Source organism: Antrihabitans stalactiti (genome assembly GCF_012932915.1).
In the GTDB taxonomy this organism is placed as follows: domain Bacteria; phylum Actinomycetota; class Actinomycetes; order Mycobacteriales; family Mycobacteriaceae; genus Antrihabitans; species Antrihabitans stalactiti.
In genome coordinates this window covers 460,790-483,007 of the sequence record NZ_VCQU01000003.1, presented here as the reverse complement: position 1 = coordinate 483,007, position 22,218 = coordinate 460,790, and the positions used below count along the sequence as shown (strand labels likewise).

The window sequence follows — 22,218 nt, the reverse complement described above, 5'->3', positions numbered from 1 at the left end:
CCCTTTCGTTGGAGATGGTTGTTATGAAGCCTGGACGACCGGCGTACTCCGTACCCCTGTCGACACCACCGACTCTAATGCCGGTTTCGCCGGAGTGGTCGAAACAAGTTCAGAACGGCTGCACGACGGACGTGCAAGTACGATTTTGCGGTGACGAGCAAATGGCCGGGCCGACTGTTTCGACGGTCCCGCAACCTAGCGCCGGACCGCAGCGCACTGGATGCGCTGACGGCGGCCTTCCTCGACATGGACAAACGGCAATCGGCGGTCGAGTCCGCGGTGCAGGCGTCCGATCAGCTGTTTCCCGAGCGCAGGATGCGTCAACTCTGGGACCCCGTTGCGCAGCTCTGCTATCGGGCGTCCGCGGCGTATCTAGCCGTGACCGAGCAAGCTCAAACGCCGACCCCGACGCGACGGCCGCCCGGTGAACTCGATCTGACGATTCGGCAACTGGCCGACGCCGCACATGCGGTCGACCAGTTCTACGACGCTCATCGCCCCCAGCTCGACAACGCTTCATCGACTCTGGCTGCAGTCCCCGCAGTGGTCGCGCAAGCTCACACCGCCGCCGACACAGTGATGGCGCGTCTCGCTGGGGAAGCTTCGGCTTACCTCGAGTACCCGTCGGTGCAGTCGAAGAGGAGCGCGCTCGTCGATGCCGTCGTCGCTCTCGAAACAGCAGGCAGCGCCAATGCCAAACGGGAGGCTGCTGCTCGAGTTCGGTCGGCGGTCACCGCCCTCGACGACGCAATTTCGGCGGCGCCCACGCGGGCGCAGGACGCGAAGAAGGCACTGAGTTCGGTGCAGACCCGAATGGCTGCTGCCCGAACTCGCGCCGAGGGACTCGCCCCCGCGTACTCGGCGTTGCTGCGGGAGTTCAACGCGGCGAGTTCGTCGGACGTGTCAGGGAACGAGGCTGCCAGCCGTCGGGAGATCGCGGCGGCCGAAGCCAAGCTCGAGCAGGCGACCACTGCTCTGACCTCAGGAAATCCGGATCTTGCCCTCGAACTCACGGCGTCGGTTCGTGCGCATCTGAGCAGCGCCGAACAGCACGTCGACGCAGTCACGGATAGACTTGTGTTGCTCCGGGAGGTCCGCGACAACCCGAAAGCGAAAGAGAACGAGGTCCGCTTCCGGCTGCGTGACGCGCAGATGCTTGCAGTAAGTCGAGGGTTGACGTCGGAATGGGGGTCAGTACTCGACGCACAGCTCGATCGAATAGACCGCATCGCCGGTGGGCTTAACGGTAGGCACCCCGATTATTGGGCGTACGTTACCGGCCTCGATGCCGTCAAGACATTCATTTCGGGTGTGGTCCAACGGATGAAGAAGCAAACCGGGTCACAGTAGAACGCGCGGAGCACCGCACACGCGGCCGTAGGAAAGAGCGCAGCTTGAAACATTTTCGACAACTCGAAGCAGCGCGCAAGCAGGAACTGTTTCTGCACGTGCCTGAACAATTCGACGACCGTACCGATCGTCGGCTGCTAGCGGTCGCACTCGGCGCGACGCTCTATGTTCCGGCGACCCGGCCGGACCTTGTCGACGCGGTGCGCAAACGCGCGGCCGAAGGCGTGTGCTCGATGGTGATCGACCTCGAGGACGCCGTCGCCGATCATCAGGTCGACGACGCGATGACGAATGCGATCGCATCGCTGGACACGCTCGCAGGGACCGACGCTGCCGAGGTTCTGCTGTTCGTCCGCGTGCGGACCGCCGACGCAATTCGATCGATCGCCGAGCGCCTGACGACGGGCGTCGGCGCGCTGACCGGGTTCGTCATCCCCAAGTTCAACAGCGAAACAGGCGGCAAGTTCCTTCAGGAGATCGCGTCAGCTTCCGAATTGCTGGGTAAGCATCTGTACGCGATGCCGGTCCTCGAGTCACCGGAACTCGTGCACCGCGAGACGCGGGATCACGAACTTCGTGAGATCGCGCTACTGCTCGCCGAGCACCGCGACCGCGTGTTGGCGGTCCGTATCGGCGCGACCGACATGTGCGGAACCTTCGGTATCCGCCGCGACCGCGACCTCACGATCTACGACGTGCGCGTCGTGGCGGACGTGATCGCCGGCATCGTCAACTACCTCGGCCGGTCCGACGGCACTGGCTTCGTCATCACCGGACCGGTCTGGGAGTACTTCGCCGACCACGAGCGCATGTTCCGGCCCATGCTGCGTGCGACGCCGTTCGTCGAGCACGATGCCGTCCGCTTCCGGCAGCACTTGGTGAGCCGCGACCTCGACGGTTTGCTTCGCGAGATCGCGCTGGACCGCGCCAACGGTATCCAGGGCAAGACGGTCATCCATCCGTCGCACGTCGCAGCTGTGAACGCGTTGTCTGCAGTCACGCACGAGGAGTTTCACGACGCGCAGGACATCGTCGGCGCCGCTTCCGGCGGAGCTCAAGCGTCGGGCTATCGCAACAAGATGAACGAAACGAAGCCGCACCGCAGCTGGGCCGAACAAACACTGTTGCGCGCCAGGGTTTTCGGCGTGACCAACAAGGGTGTGACGTTCGTCGATCTGCTGACTGCACTGGTCGACCGGTGACGCGTTCGGCCACAACACCCTGGGCGACCAGCGAACTCGGCTTCGAACTGGTCGACTCCGGATCATCGATCAGCGCCACGGTCCCAGAGTTGGTCCTTCCCGGGCTGCGACGCAACCCGAAACGCGCGCACCTGCTCGTCTCGACGGTGCTCGGGAAACACATTCCGACCCCGCCCGATGCGGTGATCGGCGCAGGCAATGCATTGGGCGACCTCGTCGTCGACGCACTCGGACCGGATGTGGGTGATGTCGTCGTCCTCGGATTCGCGGAAACGGCAACAGGACTCGGCCATTGTGTCGCTGCTCGCATCGGCGCGCAGTGCTATCTGCATTCGACGCGACGCGCGGTTGCCGACGCATCGGTGCATGCTGCGTTCGAGGAAGGGCACTCGCACGCGACGAGCCATCTGCTGATGCCGACGTCGCCGGACCTGTTCGCAAACGATCACCCGCTTGTGCTGGTCGACGACGAAATATCGACCGGCGCAACGGCAATCGATGCGATACGGTCGTTGCACGCACACGACCGGCGTAGTCGCTACGTTGTCGCATCGTTGGTCGATATGCGGACAGAGCGCCACCGCGAGGCCACCGCCGCTGCCGCGGACGAGCTCGGCACCGTCATCGAATTCGTCAGCCTGGCAACCGGTCACGCAGTCTTGCCGGATGGCCTGACCGACGCCGTCGCCGCGCTGCCCGATCCGGTGCTGAACCCGCGCGCCGAGGTCCGAGGAACGATTTCGCGGGTCGAATTGAGTTGGCCCTCGACAGTTCCCGACGGCGGACGCCACGGCTTCCTGCGATCAGACAGCGACGCGTTCGACCGCGCAATCGATTCCGCCGCAGTAGAACTCGCGAAATACTTGCCGGCCCGTCCGCTTGTGGTCGTCGGTCACGAAGAGTTGATGTACCTCCCGCTACGACTGGCGGACGCTCTCTCGAAATCCGGGCACGAAGTCACATTTCAGACGACGACGCGCTCGCCGGCCTACGTTCGTGACGTGCCGGGCTATCCGCTGCGGCGCGGATTCCGTTTCACCGCACCGGAACTCGATCCGGATGCACCAAGGTTCCTGTACAACGCGCACACGTCGGAAGTCGATCCGCTGATCGTCGTGGTGATCGACGAGCCAGCCGACACCCCGGCGCTGACCGCCGACGGCGGGCTGGTCGATGTGCTCACCGCCTCAGGCGGCGATGTCGTGGTCGCCGTGGTTACCGGCGCCGATGTCGTGGCGTTGCATGATTCGCGAAGGATTGCCCAATGACGCAGCCGCTCAACGGTCCACAGTTCGGCTCGTATGCACCCGATGAAGTGACGTGGTTGCTCAAGGACCTCTCGGACTATCAGCTCGAAGCCGATATCACTTACCGCGAGAAGCGGATTCAGTCCGGCGAGGCGCATTACGCGGAGTCACTGCCGATCGAGTTCCAGCCCGATGCGGCATATCGTGAGCTGTTCGACACGGTGTTGCAGACCAGCGCCGAGCGACTGGCGCTGGCGGTCGGGGTGGTGACCGAACTGGTTCTGCGCGAGCGCGGCCACGACGTCGTCCTCGTCTCCTTGGCTCGCGCGGGCACTCCCATCGGGGTGCTCATGCGGCGCTGGGCACAGGCCGAACGCGGCTTGACCCTCCCCCACTACGCCGTGTCCATCGTCCGCGACCGCGGAATCGACGCCGCCGCGTTGGATTACCTTGCTCGCCATCATGATCCGTCGACCATTGTGTTCGTCGACGGCTGGACCGGCAAGGGCGCCATCGCCAAGGAACTCACAGCGGCGCTGGAAGAATACCGAGCCGCCGGCGGTGCGTCGTTCAACGACGACCTCGCCGTGCTGGCCGATCCGGGCTATTGCGTGACCACCTACGGAACCCGCGACGACTTCCTCATCGCGTCTGCATGCCTCAATTCCACTGTGTCCGGGCTGGTTTCACGCACGGTGCTCAACGACACCGTGATCGGTCCGGGCGAGTTCCATGGCGCAAAGTTCTATCGCGAACTCGCCGGTGACGACGTCTCGAACTACTTGCTCGACACCGTCACCGCCGCATTTCCTGCTGTGCGCAAACAGGTTCCGACCGAACTCGCCACCCTCCTCGCCACAGACCGCACGCCGACCTGGGCCGGTTGGCGCTCGGTCGAGAAGGTCCGCGCGGAGTACGGCATCTCGACCGTCAACTTCGTCAAGCCCGGCGTCGGCGAAACCACGCGAGTGCTGTTGCGTCGCGTACCGTGGCGCGTTCTCGTCCGAGACGCCGACGCGCCAGAACACGCACACATTCGAATGCTGGCGCAGGCGCGCGGTGTTCCTGTCGACGAGGTCCCGGACCTCGCCTACTCGTGCATGGGCCTCGTGAAGGACATTCTCGAATGAAGACGCTGATCGCGACCGACCTCGATCGCACCATGATCTATTCGAAGGCAGCCCTGAAGGCCGCACCCTCTACGGCCGACCTGCGTTGCGTCGAACTCGCCAAGCACAAGCCGGTCTCCTTCATGACCGTCGCAGCGGCGGATCTGCTCGCAGAGGTGTCCGCACAGACCCCGCTCATTCCGACGACCACCCGAACCATCGCTCAGTTCAAGCGAATTCATCTTCCCGGTGAGCCGTGGCGCTACGCGATCACGAGCAACGGCGGCAATATCCTCGTCGATGGGACGCCGGATCCCGAGTGGCTCGGTGCCGTTATCGATGCCACCCGTGCAGCCGGTGCCTCGCTCGCCGAGGTCGCCGCCGAACTGCAGTCGCGCATCAGCGACGAGTGGGTCGACAAGTTCCGCATCGCCGACGACCTGTTCTGCTACCTCGTCGTCCAACTCGACCGATTGCCACCGAGCTTCCTCACCGAGTGGGGAACCTGGTGCGCCGACCACGGCTGGGCCGCCTCGCAGCAAGGTCGCAAGATCTACTCGATGCCGTCGACGGTGTGCAAGAGCCGTGCCGTCGCCGAGGTTCGAAAGCGATTGATCGCCGAAGGACGGCTCGACGCCAGCGCGACAGTCGTGGCAGCGGGCGACGGAGCATTGGACGCCGAGATGTTGATGGCCGCGGATGCCGGTATCCGCCCACGGCACGGCGAACTCGAGGCACTGAACTGGCAATACCCGACCGTCGCCCTGACCGATCGCAGCGGCGTCGATGCGGGCGAAGAGATCGTCCGGTGGTTCGCCGACCGTGCCTAGCTCGCTCACCAAGGGCCAGAACGGTGCCCTCGCCACCAACGACATCATCGTGACCGTCGCGTTGACCGCAGCTGCCGACCTCTCCGCCCTTCTGGTCAAGGCGGACGGAAAAGTCCGCTCCGACAACGACTTCGTGTTCTTCAACCAGCCGACGGCCCCGGGTGCGCGCCTGCACGACGGCGCACTATCGCTGGCACTCGACCAGGTACCCGGCGACATCGATCAGGTACGGACCGTCATCACCCTCGCCGACACGGCAGCTACTTTCGGCGGCTCGGCAGCGCCGACCGCTCGCGTCGCCGATGCGGCGGGAAATCTGTTGTACGAGTATCGAATCGACGGATTGAGCAGCGAATCCATTGTGATCGCCGTCGAGATCTACCGCCGCGGCGACGCCTGGAAGGTGCGGGCCGTCGGCCAGGGTTACGCAGGTGGATTCGCAGCCCTCGTCACTGATCATGGCGTTTCGGTCGACGACGAGCCCGCCGAAACCCCGACTGTAAGAACGGTTCCGGACGAGGCGAAGCTGTCGCTCGAGAAGCGGCAGAAGCTGAATCTGCGTAAGCGAGTCGTTGCCGAGGTTCTGCACAAAGGCGGAGCGGCGGGCGTTCGCGCCCGCGTCATCGTCGTCATCGACAAGACCGGCAGTATGAATCGCCTGTACAAGCAGCGCGTGGTGCATCGAGTCGTCGAGCGCATGGTTCCGGTCGCGACCCAGATCGACGACGACGGCCAGATCGAGCCGTACCTCTACGCCAAGAGCTTTGCGCGGCTGCCCGACATCGCGGTCCACGAGGTGGAGCAGTGGTCGGACACGTACCTGCACCTGAACGGGGTGCACGAGGGTATCGATTACCGCAGCATCGGCGGGTTGAACGACGAAATCCCGATCATGGATCACATCATCTCGACTGTGCGACGCGGTGATGCAAACCCGACGCTGGTGCTGTTCTTCACCGACGGCGGCTTCAGCAAGCGCGCCGAGATCACCCGCCTGATCCAACAGGCGTCGTCGCTCCCGGCGTTCTGGCAGTTCATCGGGCTCGGGAATGCCAACTACGGCGTACTCATCCAACTCGACGAGATGGACGGCAGAGTGGTCGACAATGCGGGCTTCTTCGCAGTCGACGACATCGACCGTATCGACGACACCGAGCTCTACCGTCGCCTGCTCAGCGAATTCCCCGATTGGCTCCGTGCTGCGCGAGGTGCCGGCGTCACAGGGTGAAACGTCACATTGTTCCGTCGAAACTCACGCCTTCTTTGTGAAGGGCACGCACGCCGCGAGCCCCACGAACGGATTGGACGAGAGCAATGCCACGGGTAAGCAAGTCGGAAGCGCCGGTCACGATGGACGCGCCCCAGATCACGAGCCGCGAAGCCGAACTGGGCGAGTACACGGTCAGCTTCGCAAATTTTCACGCCGACGCCGATCCAGCGCCGTTGTTCCGCGGTCTGCCTGACGATCGTTGCCAATGCCCGCATTGGGGCGTGGTCCTCACCGGCAGCGTGACCTTCAGATACGCCGACCACGACGAGGTCTACAACGCGGGCGACGCGTTCTACGGTCGTCCCGGCCACACCCCGATCGTCACGGCGGGCACCGAGGTCGTCGAATTCAGCCCGACCGACGAGCTGGCGAAGACGAACGCTGTTCTCGCGCAGAACATGAGCATGATGGAGAGTGCGTCATGACCACTGCAGCCGTGAAGACGAACGAACAACTCGTGCACGACGTGATCGCGTTTCTCGAGACCGGCGAGGCGGCCGACGGATTGTTCGCCGCAGACGCGTTCTGCGACCTCACTATTCCCTTGTGGCGCATTCAAGCTCGTGGTCATGACGATGTCGTCGCCCTCCGCACCACCACCCACCCCGATCTCGGCAGCGCGCGGGCCACGAGGTGGGAGCCGACGCCGAGCGGCTTCGTCCTCGAGTTGACCGAAAGCTGGTCCAGCGGCGGCGAGGATTGGACATGCCGCGAGCTCATGTGGGCAGTCGTCGTCGACGGCGAGATCACGGACCTCTCGGTGTATTGCACCGGCGACTGGGACCGCGCGCGGCGGGCCGAACATGCACGGGCGGTGACGCTGATCCGGCCATAGGATCATCGACGTGGCAGATTCTGTCGACGTCGAGGAGCTACTGCGGCGAGTCCGTGAGCAGCAGTGGGGTGCCCACCCCGGCCGCGTCGCCGCGCAACTGCATACCGTCTACGCGACCGCGACCGACGATCGAACGCGCGCCCGCGTTGCCGCCGCACTGGTCCGGTCCTGGGTGTACGGCGGCGAGGCGGACCGCGCGACCAGGTTTGCTGCGGAAGCGGTGGACCTGGCCGAGCGGATCGCCGACCCCGCCATTCTGGCCGACGCACTGGAGGCCGCCCTCCTCGCGACGTGGGGTCCTGACCAGCTCGCCGAGCGCCGGGCTATCACCGAACGACTGTCCGATGTGGCAGCCCATCTCGACGACGTTCATGCGCGGATGATGGCGAGCATGTGGCGCCTGACCGTGTCGTTGGAATCACTCGACGGACTCGCGGTCGCCCGCCAGCTTCGCGTGCTCGATTCCCTTGCTATCGAAACGGATTCGCCTCTCGTACGGTTTTTCGCCGATTCCCGCGGCGCAGTGCACGCCTTGGTCACCGGGGATGTCGACACGGCCAGGCGACTCGCAGAGACCGCCCTTCGGTCCGGCGCGGCCGCCGAAGTTGTCGATCTGGAGGCCGTAACTCATTGTTTGCATGCAGGTTTGGCGGTGCAGACGAGCGACACCGCTGCGCTCGCGGACGAAGCTGCCCAGCACTGCGAACACGGCCTGGCTACCGGGGTCCCGATCATCGCAGCAGTTGGCTCCAACTTGTTCTGCTACGCAGGCGATCTCGCTCGAGCAGGCACGGTTCTCGATCGTCTCACGACGGATACGATTCCTGACCTTGCACGTGATGTCGATTGGCTGCCGACCGTTGCGTTACTCGTCTGGACTGCAACCAAAGTCGGCCGGACCGACCTGCTCGACCGTGGAATCGGGCTGCTCGCACCGTATTCCGGACGCGCAATTATCGACGCAGGTGCGGTCATGTTCCATGGAGTCGTGTCGGACGTGCTCTATCGAGCCAGTGCCGCCTTGGGCCGTACCGACGACGCCGCCCGGTATCGTGCAGCGGCCGCCGACGAGTATCGACGCCTCGGCGCCGTGTGGTGGCTCGAGCGACTCGGCGAACCGACCGTCCAACGGTCAGCGCTGTCGCGGGTGGTGCACCTCCGTGCGACCGGCGGCGACCTCTGGATCGTCGGCTACGACGGATCGTCTTGCGTCCTACGCGATTCGAAGGGACTTCGTTACCTGCGCGAACTTGTCGGCAACGCGGGCAAGGAAATTTCGGCACTGGACCTGACAGCGGTGGTCGAGGGCCACAGCGGCACTGCCCTCGTCGACTCGGACGCCGGTGAAGTCCTCGACGCAGCCGCCAAGAGCGCATATCGGCGACGACTGGCGGACCTCGACGAGGAGATCGCCGAGGCGTCAGCGTGGTCGGATACCGAACGCGCGGCGAGGCTGGAACTGGAGCGCGACGCCTTGCTCGACCAGCTCGCGGCCGCCGCTGGGCTCGGCGGGCGAGGCCGCGTGGCACTGTCGAACTCCGAACGCGCGAGAGTCGCCGTACGCAAAGCGATCTCAGCCGCTCTCGACCGCATTGCCCAGCAAGACCCGACCTTCGCACGACTGCTGCGGGACGCCGTCCGGACCGGACGGGTCTGCAGTTTCGAGCCGGACCCGAGCCGACCGATCGAATGGCGGTTGTCGTAGCCGGCAGCTCGAAGAACTCCGGTTTGCCAGCGAATCGCCGGACACCGATACGCTCCGACCGCAATGATGTGTGGATGACGACGACCGACAAAGAACCCGCTGTCGCCTCGGTATCCGACAACGGCCAGGGAGCCGACCTCGCGGCGGCACCCCGCTCATTCGGAGCGATGCAATCGATTCGCAGCCCGTTCCCTCCAATCGACGATTACGCATTCCTCTCCGACTGCGAAACGACCTGCCTCATCGCTCCGAGCGGCGCCGTCGAATGGATGTGTATTCCGCGTCCGGACACACCGAGCATCTTCGCCGCGATCCTCGACCGCGGTGCCGGGCACTTCCGCGTCGGTCCGTACGGGCAATTCGTTCCTTCGGCTCGCCATTACCAACCCGGCGGGCTGATCGTCGAGACCACGTGGCAGACCGAGACCGGCTGGCTGGTGGTCACAGACGCGCTGGTCATGGGCCGGTGGCACAACTCCGATCGCAGGTCGAAGACCCATCGCCGTGCACCCACCGACTGGGATGCCGAGCACACCCTGCTCCGCACCATCAAATGTGTGAGCGGAGTCGTCGAGGTCGAAGTCACCTGTGAGCCTGCGTTCGATTACGCCCGCAAACCGACGAAGTGGGAGTACACCGGCGAGGCCTACGAGGAGGCCACCGCAACGTGTGAAGGCAGCGTCGACCGGGTCCGGATCAACAAAGAGACGCCGCTCGGGTCGGTCCACCCGACGCTGCGACTGAACACGAATCTGCGGCTCGGCATCGAAGGCCGCGCGGCGCTCGCACGGACGCGGATGACCGAAGGTCAGGAGGCGTTCGTCGCGCTGAGCTGGTCGCCGAATCCGTCGCCGACGTCGCAGCAGGACGCCGACGACAAGATGTGGCAGACCTCCGAGTTCTGGCGCCAATGGATCACAGTCGGCAAATTCCCGGACCACCCGTGGCGGAGCTACCTGCAGCAGAGTGCCCTCGCTCTGAAGGGCCTCACCTACGCCCCGACCGGCGCGCTGATGGCGGCGTCGACGACATCGCTGCCGGAAACCCCTGGCGGCGTGCGCAACTGGGACTACCGCTACGCATGGGTGCGCGACTCCACGTTCGCCCTGTGGGGTCTGTACACCCTCGGCCTGGACCGTGAGGCCAACAACTTCTTCCACTTCATTTCCGACGTCACCCAGGACGCGGACCTCCAAGTCATGTACAGCCTCGGCGGCGAAATGGAGTTGGAGGAGAGCGAGCTCGACCACCTCCGCGGCTACGAGGACGCCCGACCGGTCCGCATCGGCAACGGTGCCTACAACCAGAAGCAGCACGACGTGTGGGGCGCGATGCTCGACTCGGTGTACCTGCACGTGCGCTCTCGCGAGCATGTGCCGGAGGCGTTGTGGCCGATCTTGAAAAAGCAGGTCGAGAAGGCGATCACGCATTGGAAGGAGCCTGATCGCGGCATCTGGGAGGTCCGTGGCGAGCCGAAACACTTCACCAACTCGAAGATGATGTGCTGGGTCGCGCTCGACCGTGGCACCAAGCTCGCAGTGATGCACGGCGAGAAGGAATACGCCAAGCAGTGGGCCGCCATCGCAGACGAGATCAAGGCCGACATTCTGGCCAACGGTCTCGACAAGCGTGGCGTCTTCACGCAGTACTACGGCACGGACGCGCTGGACGCGGCGAACCTGATGATTCCGTTGGTTCGCTTCCTGCCGCCCGACGATCCGCGGGTCCGGGCGACCGTCCTGGCGATCGCCGACGAACTGACGGTCGACGGACTTGTGTTGCGCTACAAGGTCGAGGAGACCGACGACGGTCTCGTCGGCGAAGAGGGCACATTCACCATCTGCTCGTTCTGGTTGGTGTCGGCGCTCGTCGAGATCGGCGAGGTGGTCCGCGCGAAGCAACTGTGCGAACGGCTGCTCAGCTTCGCCAGCCCACTGAAGCTCTATGCCGAGGAGATCGACACGAAGACGGGCCGCCACCTCGGCAACTTCCCGCAGGCGTTCACGCACCTCGCCCTGATCAACGCGGTCGTGCATGTGATCCGCGCGGAACAAGGCGCTGACTTGGGCGAATTCAAGCCGGCCCACTAACACCCTCGTGAGTCTTTTCGGAGTCTATGGACTCCGAAAAGACTCACGACTCAGTAGCGTTGCTGCTGGCCCATCTGACTGGCGATGACCGAACTCAGGCGTTGCAGCCCAACGGGTGTGATGCCGTGGAGCTGGCCCTCGATGGTCCGAACGACCATGCTGTCGTCGAGGATCTTCTCGCTCGACTGAATCAAAACCGTTCCGGCACCGGTGAAGTCGAACTGGCGCTCCTCCCCGGAGTTGACGCCGAAGCGCGCGGCACCGGCGGCGAGGAAGGTGGTGATCCAGCCCTGGTCGTAGTGATGGCTCGGCGACGGGCAATCCGCCCAGCCGACCAATGCTTCCGGGTCGACGCGCAGCGGTGGCTCGGCGAACATGACCGGACCGTTCGACGACGCCAGGAACTTCCCCGTCCCGATGAGCGTCAGGAAGCCGGGAACGATCGACTGGTTCAACGACAGACCTGGTTGGAACGCAAGGAGATTCGCGGCCCGGATGGTCAGGTTGCCATCGTCGAGGTCGTAGGAGTTGATGTCGTAGCCACGGTCGCCGATGATCAGCTTGCCGAAGCCTTCCGCGACCGCGTAGTCACCGGTATACAGCGGAGCGGAGAACTGCTGCGAGACCATCTGCAGCACGCCGCCCTGCAGTCCGTGGGTCAGCGATCGGAACTCCATCTGGCCGTAGTACGCGATCATCGCGCCCTTGCGGATGAACCACGGCGACTGGAGGTCGATGTTGTAGGCGTAGCTGTTGTCGGGAATATTGTCGTCCCCGACGAGCGTCTGCGGATTCAGAATCACACTCATAGCTTCTCCTCCGAGGCCTGCACGAACACGACTCCCTGTCCGACACACTGCAATTGCATAGCCTCGCCTGCTCCGCGGCCGACCGCGTCACGCCAGCTCAATGCAGTCTTCAACTCGGTCGTCACGTTTCCGTACGCCGCGACGAACGCCTGCGGGTCGACGACCACCGGCGCCGGACCGCCGACCTGCAACTCGATCAGCCCACCGTGTGCGAGCAAGACTGCTGCGCCGAAACCCGACAGCTGTGTGGTGAACATGCCCTGACCGGTCAGCGCACCGCTCGCGGCACCGCGCAGGCTGCCCATCAAGCCGCCACCGCGTCCGCCACCGCTCTGACTCATCACCGAAACGACCGAGCTCTGCAGTCCCGCGGTATTGGCAAGCAGCCGTGAGGCTTCCACCTTCAAGGACGCGCCCTGCTGAAGCTCGACGATATGGACCTCGAGACCGGCGAAGCCGTAGTGCACCTCGCCGTTGCCTTGGGCGATCATCGTGGCTTCGTGCTCGCCTTGCATCATGCGGCCCGCCATCCGGGCGAGGCCACCCATGCCGCCCATCTGGGCAGCACCGGGTACCTGGTGGGGCGAGAACCCGACTTGGCCGGTGTAAAAAAGCATCGCGCCGGTACGTGCGACGACGCCGCCCACCTGCCCGACGTTGACCTTGACGACCTTCGAATTGACCTTCTGAAAAGACATCCGACCGCTACCGTTCTGCCGGTTGAATGGACACCACGCCTTGGCCTTCGTAGCGCAAGGAGAACGCTTCGCCGCTGCCTTGCCCTACGACGGTTCGCCAGGACACATCGGTGATGAACGATTGCTGCAAATTGCCTTTCGCGCAGACGAAAGCGTCCGGGTCGACGACCAACGGGTACTGCGGCGACACTTCGAGATGGATCAGCGGTCCGCCAGCCGAGAGCAACGCGACCTGACCGTGCCCCGTCACCGTTGTCGTGAACAGGCCTTGACCCGCCGATGCTCCACGAAGCCCGGCGAACGTCACATTCGTCTGCAGGTTGCCGTTCAGTGCGAGTAACTGCCTCGACTCGACTTGCAGCGTCTCGTTGTTCAGATTGATGACGGTGACGTGCTGGCCCTGGACCGCGAGGTAGACCCGGCCGTTGCCGGTACATTCCATCAGAGTCAGGGACTCGCCCGTCGCCTTCTGCTTGAGCCCGGCGAGGATGCCGGCGCCGCCGCCGAACCCTGCCGACTTGAAGGTGACGTTGCCTTCGTAGGCCACCATCGAACCGCTGATTGCACGGATCGTCGTTCCGGATAATTGGGCTTCGACGACCTTTTTCGACTTCTCGAGTAGTTGTCCCATACCTGCTCTTTCGGGTTGAGGCGGGTCCCGGACCTGCTCGCTCGCGGAAACCTTAACCGATCATCGCGCGCGAAGGCGGTGTAGTTAACGCGGCTGCTCTCGCCTCCCCGCGGCCGCCTCTCGTACAGTGGCAGGAAGCACCATCCTTGGTTTGGAACGGCCGCGCCCACATAGTGAAGGGTCATCACCTTGTCAGCACCGCTCACCAAAGGTCAGAACGGTCCGATCGCCGTCAACGACGTCGTCGTCTCCGTCCAACTGACGGCCCCCGCCGACCTCTCGGCGCTCCTGGTGAAGGAGAACGGCAAGGTTCGGTCCGATGCCGATTTCGTCTTCTTCAACCAGCCGACCGGTCCTGGCGTTCGGCTTCAGCCAGGTGCGCCTGGTCAGCCTGCATCACTGGCGATCTCGCTGAACCAGGTTCCCGCAGATATCGATCAGATTCGTGCCGTCATCACCCTCGAGGACGCGTCGAGCAGCTTCGGCCGCTCCGCTCCACCATCCGCAAGGGTCAGTGACGGTGCTGGAAATGCGTTGTACGACTACCGAATCGACGGCCTGACGACGGAGTCGATCGTCATCGCCATCGAGCTGTATCGCCGTGGCGGGGCATGGAAGGTCCGCGCGGTCGGGCAGGGCTATGCGGGCGGTTTCGCTGCGCTGGTCACCGATCACGGAGTCTCCGTCGACGACGCCCCAGCGCCGCCGCCCCCGGCCTACACTCCGCCGCCGCCCGCCCCACCGGCGTACACGCCGCCCCAGCCGCCTGCCTACCAACCGCCGCCACCGGCGTACAACGCCCCACCGCCGCCGAACCCCGTCTACGTTCCCCCGCCGCCTGCCTACCAACAGCCGCCGCCACCGCAGCAACCGCCTGCCTATCAGCAGCCCCCGGCTCAGCAACAGCCACCGGCGGCGCGCAGCGGCGAGGTCAACCTGCAGAAGGGTCGCCCGGTCAGCCTCCAGAAGGGGCAGAAGGTCACGCTCCGCAAGGAGGGAAACGTCGCCCTGACGCTGCTCACGATGGGCCTCGGTTGGGACCCGGTCAAGACCAAGGGCATGTTCGGCAACCGCACGCCCGACATCGATCTCGATGCCTCGGCGGTGCTCTGCGCTGACGACAGGATTGTCGACGTCGCCTACTACGGCCAGCTCACATCCAAGGACGGTTCGGTCCGGCACCAGGGCGACAACCTGACCGGCGCGGGCGAGGGCGACGACGAGGTGATCCTCATCGATCTGACGCGCGTGCCAGCGCACGTGTCGACGATCATCTTGATTGTCACGTCCTACAAGGGGCAGACGTTCGAGCAGGTGCAGAACGCGTTCTGCCGCCTGGTCGACGGCACCACGAATTCCGAACTGGCCCGCTACACCCTCGGTGGCGGAATGCCGTTCACCGGCATCGTCATGACGAAGATCTACCGGGTAGGCGGCGAGTGGAAGCTCCAGGCCATCGGCGAAGGCATGCAGGCCAAGCACCCCGGTGAGGCAGCGCCACAGCTCGGCCGGTTCCTGCAACACACCTAGGCTCGGCAGATGACTCAGCGCCTCGTCCCCGGACAGAACGCGCCCCTACGGGCACGGCGGCTCCGATTCGTCGCGAGCAGTGATGCACCGCTGGACGTTTCAGGGCTCGTCGTCGGTCCGAATCTCGAATCGCTGAGTGCTGACGGCTTCGTGTTCTACAACAAGCCGCACACGCCCGGCGTCGCGCTGCAAGCCGACGGACTGCAGATCGATCTCGCGGCGGTCACCCCCGACGCGGCCGGGGTGCTCTGCATCGTGAGTGTCGATCCCGCTGCGAGCCGCGCCGGAACGTTCGGTCGCCTCTCTGCGGGCTTGGTCGACGAAAACAACACCGCCGTAGCGGAATTCGACGTTCCGTTGAGCAATGGCATATCGGCGGTGCTGTGCTTCGAGCTGTACCGCAAGGGCCACGAGTGGAAGGTCCGCGCAAACGGGCAGGGTTACGCAGGCGGGCTTGCGCAGCTCATCACGACCCACGGCGTCGAGGTGGATGATCAACCTGCGCCTGCCGCAACGCATTCCGTCATGCGCCCACCCAGCACGTCGACCATTCCCATCGAACCGCTGGACCGAAACCACGCGTTCGAGCGCATGTGGATGATCTTCGAGGACGCCGCACGGTCGGCCGCCTCGCTGCAATCGTCGCGCGATTACGCTGAGAAGCGGCTCGACGATGAGCTTTCGGCGGCAGTGGCCGATCCTGCGACCCGCAACTCACCCGCAGGCAACGCGCTGCGCGCGACCGCGCAACAACGTTACGACGAGCTGGTCGCCAAGGCGACCGCGAGCCATAACAACGACTCCGACCACTTGATCCGCGAACTTGTCACCATAGATCCTGCGCTGCCCCGATCGTTGGCTTCGTGGAATTCGGCAGCGTGGCTTACCAATACACCCGACCCGAGTGATGGAATCCGGCTGGGCGAGGTCGGTGTGAGCGAGCGCGGTCCGTTGCGCATCCCGTTCTGCGTCCGACTGCCGTTGTTGCGACCGTTGTGGATCGATACCGAATCACCCAGTGCCGCATCGGGCGTCGTCTCGTCGATCGTGTTGCGTCTGCTTTCGGCGTCGTCGCCGACGCCGTCGTTCGCCGCTGTCGACTTGACCGGCTCGCTCGATGCCATCACCGGTCCATTGGGTCGACTCATGCTCGGTCCGGTCGTTCGGAATCATGCGGACATCTCGACTTGGCTCGAAAGCATCACCAACGAGGTCGAACTGGAAGAGATGGCAGCCTCGGATCGAGGAGCGCCGCCCGAAGGCGCCGGGCCCGTGATCGTGCTGTCGGACTTCCCGCACGGGTACCAGGCGGCCGATATCGAACGGATCATCCGACTTGCGGCAATTGGACCCGCTGTTCGTTTGTCGTTGATCATCGTGGGCTCCAACGAGTCTCAGTCCAGCGACGGTGGACTCTCGACGTTGTCGCGGCATTGTCAGCACCTGCCGACGGTCGGGGACCTCAAAATATTCGACCCGTGGACAGACAACGAATGGGAATTCACGCCCGACGCGGTCCCTAACGACACCGACCGCCTCGCCAAGGTTATGGGCGTTCTCGCCCGCCGCTAGGAGACCGTTGTGGTACACCGAGATATGCCGCAGACCAAGTGGAAAGACGAACCGGACGAACACGACTATCCGGCCGCAGCGGATTACCTTGCGCTACTGGCTGACCGGGCGACTGTCGATCACCTGACCGCGCAACTGCGGTCGGCACCGATTCTTCACAAGAAGGCGAAGGACATCCTCCGCGCAGCCCGGCTCCAATTGCTGCCCGCCGACAACCCGCACGTGCAAGCGGACCTGGACAAGATCGAGAACGGCAAGGCGCTTGCACCGATCCTGCTGGTGCGCGGCGACCTGGAATCCGATGTCGCCCTGCAGATCGCAGACGGATACCACCGGGTCTGCGCGAGTTACCACACCGACGAGAATACCGACATCCCCACGAAGATCGCATCGTGGAAGTGATTGCCACGCCATGAGTTTCGCGACTCTGGCGCTGGTCATGGTGATCGGCTTAGCCGGCCCGCTTCTGGCAATCCGCCAGAACTGGCACGTCCCAGTCGTATTGGGCGAGCTGGCAGCTGGAGCGGTGTTCGGCGCCACCGGGTTCGCCGTACTCGACGCGACGGAGCCAACATTCGCATTTCTCGGCGACGTCGGTTTCGCGCTGACGATGTTCGTTGCGGGAACCCATGTCCCCGTTCGTGATCCCGCTGTCCGTGGTGCGATCGGCAAAGGCGCGGCACGCGCGGTGACGGTCGGGGTGCTTGCTGCCGTCCTCGGTTGGTTGCTCGCAACAGCTTTCGACACCGGTCACGCAGCGCTGTATGCCGTGTTGCTGGCATCGTCGTCGGCGGCCTTGGCATTGCCGATCGTCGACTCGCTCGGCCTGCGCGGTACGTCGATTCTCGAGCTGACGGCGCAAGTCGCCATCGCCGATACAGCATGCATTGTCGCACTGCCGTTGGTGATCGATTCGGCGAACGCAGGCAAAGCCGCGCTCGGCGCCGTTGCCGTATCTGCCTGTGCCGCAGTGTTGTTCTTCGTGCTGCGCTATCTCGAAGGGTCCGGGCTGAGACGCAAGGTGCACGAGCTGTCCGAGGAGCGAAAGTTCGCCATCGAATTGCGGGTCAGCTTGGCAGTGCTGTTCGCCCTCGCCGCGCTCGCCACGAGCAGTCACGTCTCGATCATGTTGGCGGGCTTCTCCTTCGGGCTAGCGGTGGCCGGAATCGGCGAGCCGCGGCGAGTTGCCAGACAGCTCTTCGCCATCAACGACGGCTTCCTCGGACCGCTGTTCTTCGTATGGCTCGGTTCGAAGATCAACCTGCGGGAGTTCGGCGATCACCCGGTGTACATCCTGCTCGGTTTGGCCCTCGGGTTCGGAGCAGTAGCAACGCATGCGGCAACGAGGTTCCTCGGTCAGCCACTGCCCTTGACCGCCCTGGCCGCCACCCAGCTCGGCGTCCCCGTCGCTGCCGTAACGGTCGGCACCCAGTTGCATCTGCTCGAACCCGGTGAACCCGCCGCGCTGATCCTCGGCGCACTCGTCACCATGGCCGTCGCCGGTGGCGCCGGCGCGCTGGCGGCGAAGAAGCGCTGAGCACTCTCGCCAACTGTGAGTGAGTTTGGCCCTCCTGGGGGCTAAATTCACGCACAGGGTCAGATGGCGACCAGTTCCCGTCCTGGCGACTCGACGGGCACGGGTTCGGGAGTACCCCTCGGCTTCGCGCGGAGGAACATGAAGAAGAAGTAGACAAGCAACGCGGCGCGCCCCCACACACCGAACTGGACGATGTTCTCGGTCCACTCGACGGCGCCGGCGGTCTGCAGGGCCCAAAAGTATTGGAACACACCAATACCGACGGCGAGGTCGGCGACGAGATACCACAGCACGGTCCCCCACGGCACCGTCAGCAGAACGAAGAACGGGATCAGCCACAGCGTGTACTGCGGCGAATGGACCTTGTGAAAAAGCAGGAATCCGCACAGCATCGAACCGCTGACCGCCACCCACGGATAAGTGCCGTCGACCCCGTAGCGCCGCCACCCCAGCCACAGAGCGAGCGCGAACGACCCCAGCACCATCACCGGCGATAAGACACTCACGGTGTGCTGAAACGACGCCTCTGCCGCGCCGCTGGTGCCGAACAGGTGCCGAACGCCCCAGAACCAAATCGAGTTGGTCGTGATGTCGGCTTCCCGCTGCTGCTGGAACTCGAACGACGCGCGCCACCCCTCGAACCCGGCGAGGGCGAACGGCAAGTTGATGGCGATGGCCGTGCCCGCAGCGGCGAGACCCACTCCGATAGCGCCTCGCACGTCGTAGCGACGTCGGAAATCGGCAGGGAATTCTCGCCCACCGATGCCGCCAGTGAGGACGTAGGCCATGAGCGGCAGGACGAACAGCCCGGGGTAGAGCTTCAAGCAGAAACCGACCCCGAGCAACACTGCCGCTGCGGTCGCCCGTTGGCGCAACGACACTCGATTCCACGACGCGACGACGAACACCGCCGCGACCGACGCGGCGACGACCGGCAGCTCCCAGTTGTGGAAGGCGTACAGAATCAGCGGCGGACCGATCGACCACAGCATCGCCGCGCGGCCGGCCAAACGCCCCAGCATCCACGCGATCAGCAATGCGAAGGGCGCGAGCAGCAGGGCCGAATGCAGGAGGAACTCGGCGTCGTTGTGCGCGCCCAGCGCGCCGATCCACATCAAAGTTCCGCTCAGCACTGGATATTCGACTGCGCCGCCGACGAGCGCACCACCGTCGGTGATCGCTCCGTCGATATAGGGAAAGACGTGATTGTCGACGTCGCGGCCCAGCCAGAGGAACTGGATATCGGAGTAGCAGGCGTCGCGATCCTTGAGTTCGTCGAAGACCACACTGCGACCGTCACCGTCGAACGGCGCCCCGGAACAGCGGGCCTTGTTGAAGAATGCGGCCAGCAACGTGAGTCCGCACAGCAGCACGACGACCGCAAGTGTCGCGTTTCGGGCGCGGGGACCGGGGCGCATCAGGCCACCCTATGCGGTCTCATCAATTTCGCAGGTCAAGGGGCTGTCGTGTACCGTATCTCAGGTTGCTGACGCAACGACTCTCCTGTCACGGATCGTCCGTGGCCGTTCTTAGTCCATAGGAGGTGAAGAGGTTCCGTGCGTCATTACGAATTGATGGTCATACTCGATCCAAACCTGGACGAGCGCACTGTCGCCCCGTCCCTGGATACGTTCCTCAATGTTGTTCGCCAGGATGGCGGCAAAGTCGACAAGGTCGACATCTGGGGTAAGCGTCGTCTGGCTTACGAAATCCTGAAGCACACCGAAGGCATCTACGCAGTGATCGATATCAGTGCAGAGCCCGCCACGGTCAGCGAACTGGATCGCCAGCTCAGCCTCAACGAGTCTGTGCTGCGCACGAAGGTCATCCGCCAGGACAAGTGACTTGTTCGCGTTCGTGCTGTCGGTCACACAACCTAGGCTCTAACGCAACAGGACACGAAACCAGGAGGAACCCACATGGCAGGCGACACAGTCATCACCGTCATCGGAAATTTGACGGCTGATCCCGAGCTTCGATTCACGCCCGCGGGCGCAGCGGTAGCCAACTTCACCGTCGCGTCCACACCACGCACGTTCGACCGTAATTCCAACGAATGGAAAGACGGCGAAGCACTGTTCATGCGCTGCAACATCTGGCGCGAGGCAGCGGAGAACGTTGCGGAAAGCTTGACCCGCGGTTCACGAGTAATCGTGAGCGGTCGGCTCAAGCAGCGGTCGTACGAAACTCGAGAAGGCGAAAAGCGCACTGTCGTGGAGCTCGAGGTCGACGAAATCGGCCCATCGCTGAAGTACGCCACGGCCAAGGTCAACAAGGCCAGCCGCGGTGGTGGCGGTGCGGGCGGCGGGTACGGAGCATCGAATGCTCCTCCTGCCGGCGGACGCCCCCAGAGTTCCGCAGGAGACGACCCTTGGGGCAGTGCGCCGCAAGCGTCCGGCTCCTTCGGCGGCTCTCGGACAGACGACGAACCACCTTTCTGATCCCCGGAGGGGATCAACCAACCGTTATGGAGAAAGACCATGCCTAAGCCGCCCGCGCGCGACAAGGTACTGAAGAAGAAGGCGTGCCCGTTCTGCAAGGCTGAAAAGTCCAAGACCGGTGGCACACCGATCGATTACAAGGACACGACGATGCTGCGTAAGTACGTCAGCGACCGTGGCAAGATCCGCGCGCGTCGAGTCACTGGCAACTGCGTGCAGCACCAGAGTCGTGTCGCTGTCGCAGTGAAGAATTCGCGTGAGGTCGCATTGCTTCCTTACGTTTCGACGGCTCGCTGAGATAGGGAGACACAATCGTGAAGTTGATCCTCACTGCTGATGTCGACAACCTCGGTGCGCCCGGCGATACGGTCGAGGTGAAGGACGGCTACGGCCGTAACTTCCTCTTGCCGCGTGGTCTTGCGATCGTCGCCTCACAGGGCGCCGAGAAGCAGGTCGCCGGCATCCGCCGCGCTCAGGAAGCACGCCGGGTCCGTGGACTCGAGCACGCTAACGAGCTCAAGACGGCCATCCAGAATCTGGGTTCGGTGACGCTGAAGGCGAAGACGTCAGGTGGATCCGGCAAGCTCTTCGGCTCCGTCACACCGGCCGACGTTGCCGCCGCCATCAAGGCTGCAGGCGGTCCGATCGTCGACAAGCGCAGCATCGTGTTGCCGAAGGCTCACATCAAGGCGACCGGAAAGCATTCGGTCAGCGTGAACCTGCATCCCGACGTGACCGCGACATTCGATTTGGACGTCGCAGGCGCATAGCCACAAATTCGGAACAGCCCCGCGGACAGATGTCCGCGGGGCTGTTTCGCGTCTGCCAATTCCGCAGCAATGTCGCCCTGGACTCGCGTTTCCGATTTTGCGCGTGGATGTGCATTTGCGAGGCATTCGCCGTCTGTTTGCTCCCGCACATTAGGCGACTAGTTTCGGGGCGTGCCCCTAATGGTGAGTCTGTTTGCCGACTCAGAAACATACTGCCCATCATGTGTCGAATGTCATATTGAAGTTAAGGGCACGTTTACTCAACACGCCCGAAGGCGCCACTTTTACGACACGCCGCAACCTTTTCCATCCACAGCTGAAATTCGTGGAAAATGGTCTCTTCCAGCATAAATGGCAGTGTGATTTGGGTCTGTCCCCAGGTTGTCCCCACCATGTGCACACGGCTGTCCACGACATTCCACATTTGCTCCACACCTGTGTACACAGGCCAGTTTGAATCGCTGACCGTTCCTCCCTAGGGTCATCCAAGCGTCTCCGGAAGGCCGCTTTGCCAGTGTTGCCAAAGCATGGTGTCGGTACGTCGGGGTAGAACTTACGTTCGAGGCAAAGTTGCCGAGTAGTGCGGCATGAG

The 22,218-nt window shown here is 64.0% G+C and carries 22 protein-coding genes; 18 read left to right on the top strand and 4 right to left on the bottom strand.

Annotation, left to right across the window (positions count from 1 at the left end; translation table 11 throughout):
* Positions 1-150: 150 nt before the first annotated feature.
* The 10 genes from FGL95_RS11370 to FGL95_RS11325 all read left to right on the top strand — a co-directional run bounded on the left by FGL95_RS11370 (position 151) and on the right by FGL95_RS11325 (position 11,638).
* On the top strand, positions 151-1,350 hold the full coding sequence (locus tag FGL95_RS11370) for a hypothetical protein (protein ID WP_338079817.1): 1,200 nt from the start codon (positions 151-153) through the stop codon (positions 1,348-1,350).
* Between the two features lie 44 nt (positions 1,351-1,394).
* On the top strand, positions 1,395-2,552 hold the full coding sequence (locus FGL95_RS11365; RefSeq protein ID WP_169586660.1) for an HpcH/HpaI aldolase/citrate lyase family protein: 1,158 nt from the start codon (positions 1,395-1,397) through the stop codon (positions 2,550-2,552).
* Positions 2,549-3,820 (top strand): phosphoribosyltransferase family protein, encoded by a 1,272-nt coding sequence (locus FGL95_RS11360; protein ID WP_169586658.1) that lies wholly within the window; start codon positions 2,549-2,551, stop codon positions 3,818-3,820. Before FGL95_RS11365 ends, FGL95_RS11360 begins: the two co-directional genes overlap by 4 nt.
* Positions 3,817-4,929 (top strand): cysteine protease StiP family protein, encoded by a 1,113-nt coding sequence (locus tag FGL95_RS11355; RefSeq protein WP_169586656.1) that lies wholly within the window; start codon positions 3,817-3,819, stop codon positions 4,927-4,929. Before FGL95_RS11360 ends, FGL95_RS11355 begins: the two co-directional genes overlap by 4 nt.
* The gene (locus tag FGL95_RS11350; RefSeq protein ID WP_169586654.1) at positions 4,926-5,738 is read left to right on the top strand and encodes an HAD family hydrolase; all 813 of its coding nucleotides are present in this window, start codon (positions 4,926-4,928) and stop codon (positions 5,736-5,738) included. Before FGL95_RS11355 ends, FGL95_RS11350 begins: the two co-directional genes overlap by 4 nt.
* Complete coding sequence (locus tag FGL95_RS11345) at positions 5,731-6,966, top strand: vWA domain-containing protein (protein WP_338079816.1); 1,236 nt, start codon at positions 5,731-5,733, stop codon at positions 6,964-6,966. Before FGL95_RS11350 ends, FGL95_RS11345 begins: the two co-directional genes overlap by 8 nt.
* A gap of 86 nt (positions 6,967-7,052) precedes the next feature.
* A complete protein-coding gene (locus FGL95_RS11340) occupies positions 7,053-7,433 on the top strand; it encodes a cupin domain-containing protein (protein ID WP_169586650.1) in 381 nt (126 codons plus the stop codon).
* The gene (locus FGL95_RS11335) at positions 7,430-7,843 is read left to right on the top strand and encodes a hypothetical protein (RefSeq protein WP_169586648.1); all 414 of its coding nucleotides are present in this window, start codon (positions 7,430-7,432) and stop codon (positions 7,841-7,843) included. Before FGL95_RS11340 ends, FGL95_RS11335 begins: the two co-directional genes overlap by 4 nt.
* 10 nt (positions 7,844-7,853) lie before the next feature.
* Entirely contained in the window at positions 7,854-9,548 is a 1,695-nt protein-coding gene (locus tag FGL95_RS11330) for a hypothetical protein (RefSeq protein WP_169586646.1), read from the top strand.
* A 167-nt stretch (positions 9,549-9,715) separates the two neighbouring features.
* Positions 9,716-11,638: a glycoside hydrolase family 15 protein gene (locus FGL95_RS11325; RefSeq protein ID WP_240962954.1), complete on the top strand. Its 1,923-nt coding sequence runs from the start codon at positions 9,716-9,718 to the stop codon at positions 11,636-11,638.
* Positions 11,639-11,688: 50 nt separating this feature from the next.
* On the opposite strand, the gene FGL95_RS11320 is transcribed toward FGL95_RS11325, so the two are convergent.
* The 3 genes from FGL95_RS11320 to FGL95_RS11310 are packed head-to-tail and all read right to left on the bottom strand — an operon-like array spanning position 11,689 to position 13,776.
* Entirely contained in the window at positions 11,689-12,447 is a 759-nt protein-coding gene (locus tag FGL95_RS11320; RefSeq protein ID WP_169586641.1) for an AIM24 family protein, read from the bottom strand.
* Positions 12,444-13,145, bottom strand: a complete 702-nt coding sequence (locus tag FGL95_RS11315; RefSeq protein WP_169586639.1) for an AIM24 family protein — start codon at positions 13,143-13,145, stop codon at positions 12,444-12,446. Before FGL95_RS11315 ends, FGL95_RS11320 begins: the two co-directional genes overlap by 4 nt.
* A gap of 7 nt (positions 13,146-13,152) precedes the next feature.
* Entirely contained in the window at positions 13,153-13,776 is a 624-nt protein-coding gene (locus tag FGL95_RS11310; protein ID WP_169586637.1) for an AIM24 family protein, read from the bottom strand.
* 189 nt (positions 13,777-13,965) lie between these two features.
* Here FGL95_RS11310 and FGL95_RS11305 point away from each other — a divergent pair, with 189 nt between their 5' ends.
* From FGL95_RS11305 to FGL95_RS11290, 4 genes are read left to right on the top strand one after another with little or no spacing between them, the layout of a single operon-like run.
* Positions 13,966-15,306, top strand: coding sequence for a TerD family protein (locus FGL95_RS11305; protein WP_169586635.1), 1,341 nt, complete (start codon positions 13,966-13,968; stop codon positions 15,304-15,306).
* 9 nt (positions 15,307-15,315) lie between these two features.
* Positions 15,316-16,878 (top strand): TerD family protein, encoded by a 1,563-nt coding sequence (locus tag FGL95_RS11300; RefSeq protein ID WP_169586633.1) that lies wholly within the window; start codon positions 15,316-15,318, stop codon positions 16,876-16,878.
* A gap of 24 nt (positions 16,879-16,902) precedes the next feature.
* A complete protein-coding gene (locus tag FGL95_RS11295) occupies positions 16,903-17,280 on the top strand; it encodes a hypothetical protein (protein ID WP_169586631.1) in 378 nt (125 codons plus the stop codon).
* 10 nt (positions 17,281-17,290) lie between these two features.
* A complete protein-coding gene (locus tag FGL95_RS11290) occupies positions 17,291-18,415 on the top strand; it encodes a cation:proton antiporter (protein WP_169586629.1) in 1,125 nt (374 codons plus the stop codon).
* 59 nt (positions 18,416-18,474) lie between these two features.
* Here the strand turns inward: FGL95_RS11290 and FGL95_RS11285 are convergent, their stop codons facing one another.
* The gene (locus FGL95_RS11285; RefSeq protein ID WP_169586627.1) at positions 18,475-19,833 is read right to left on the bottom strand and encodes a glycosyltransferase 87 family protein; all 1,359 of its coding nucleotides are present in this window, start codon (positions 19,831-19,833) and stop codon (positions 18,475-18,477) included.
* 138 nt (positions 19,834-19,971) lie between these two features.
* Between FGL95_RS11285 and rpsF the strand changes: the two genes are divergently transcribed.
* From rpsF to rplI, 4 genes are all read left to right on the top strand, one after another.
* The gene (gene rpsF, locus FGL95_RS11280) at positions 19,972-20,259 is read left to right on the top strand and encodes a 30S ribosomal protein S6 (protein ID WP_169586624.1); all 288 of its coding nucleotides are present in this window, start codon (positions 19,972-19,974) and stop codon (positions 20,257-20,259) included.
* A 75-nt stretch (positions 20,260-20,334) separates the two neighbouring features.
* Positions 20,335-20,856, top strand: a complete 522-nt coding sequence (locus FGL95_RS11275) for a single-stranded DNA-binding protein (protein ID WP_169586622.1) — start codon at positions 20,335-20,337, stop codon at positions 20,854-20,856.
* Between the two features lie 39 nt (positions 20,857-20,895).
* Positions 20,896-21,153 carry a 30S ribosomal protein S18 gene (rpsR, locus tag FGL95_RS11270; protein WP_169586620.1) on the top strand — a complete coding sequence of 86 codons (258 nt, stop codon included), beginning with the start codon at positions 20,896-20,898 and terminating at the stop codon, positions 21,151-21,153.
* Between the two features lie 17 nt (positions 21,154-21,170).
* Positions 21,171-21,626 carry a 50S ribosomal protein L9 gene (gene rplI, locus FGL95_RS11265; RefSeq protein WP_169586618.1) on the top strand — a complete coding sequence of 152 codons (456 nt, stop codon included), beginning with the start codon at positions 21,171-21,173 and terminating at the stop codon, positions 21,624-21,626.
* Positions 21,627-22,218: the final 592 nt, after the last annotated feature.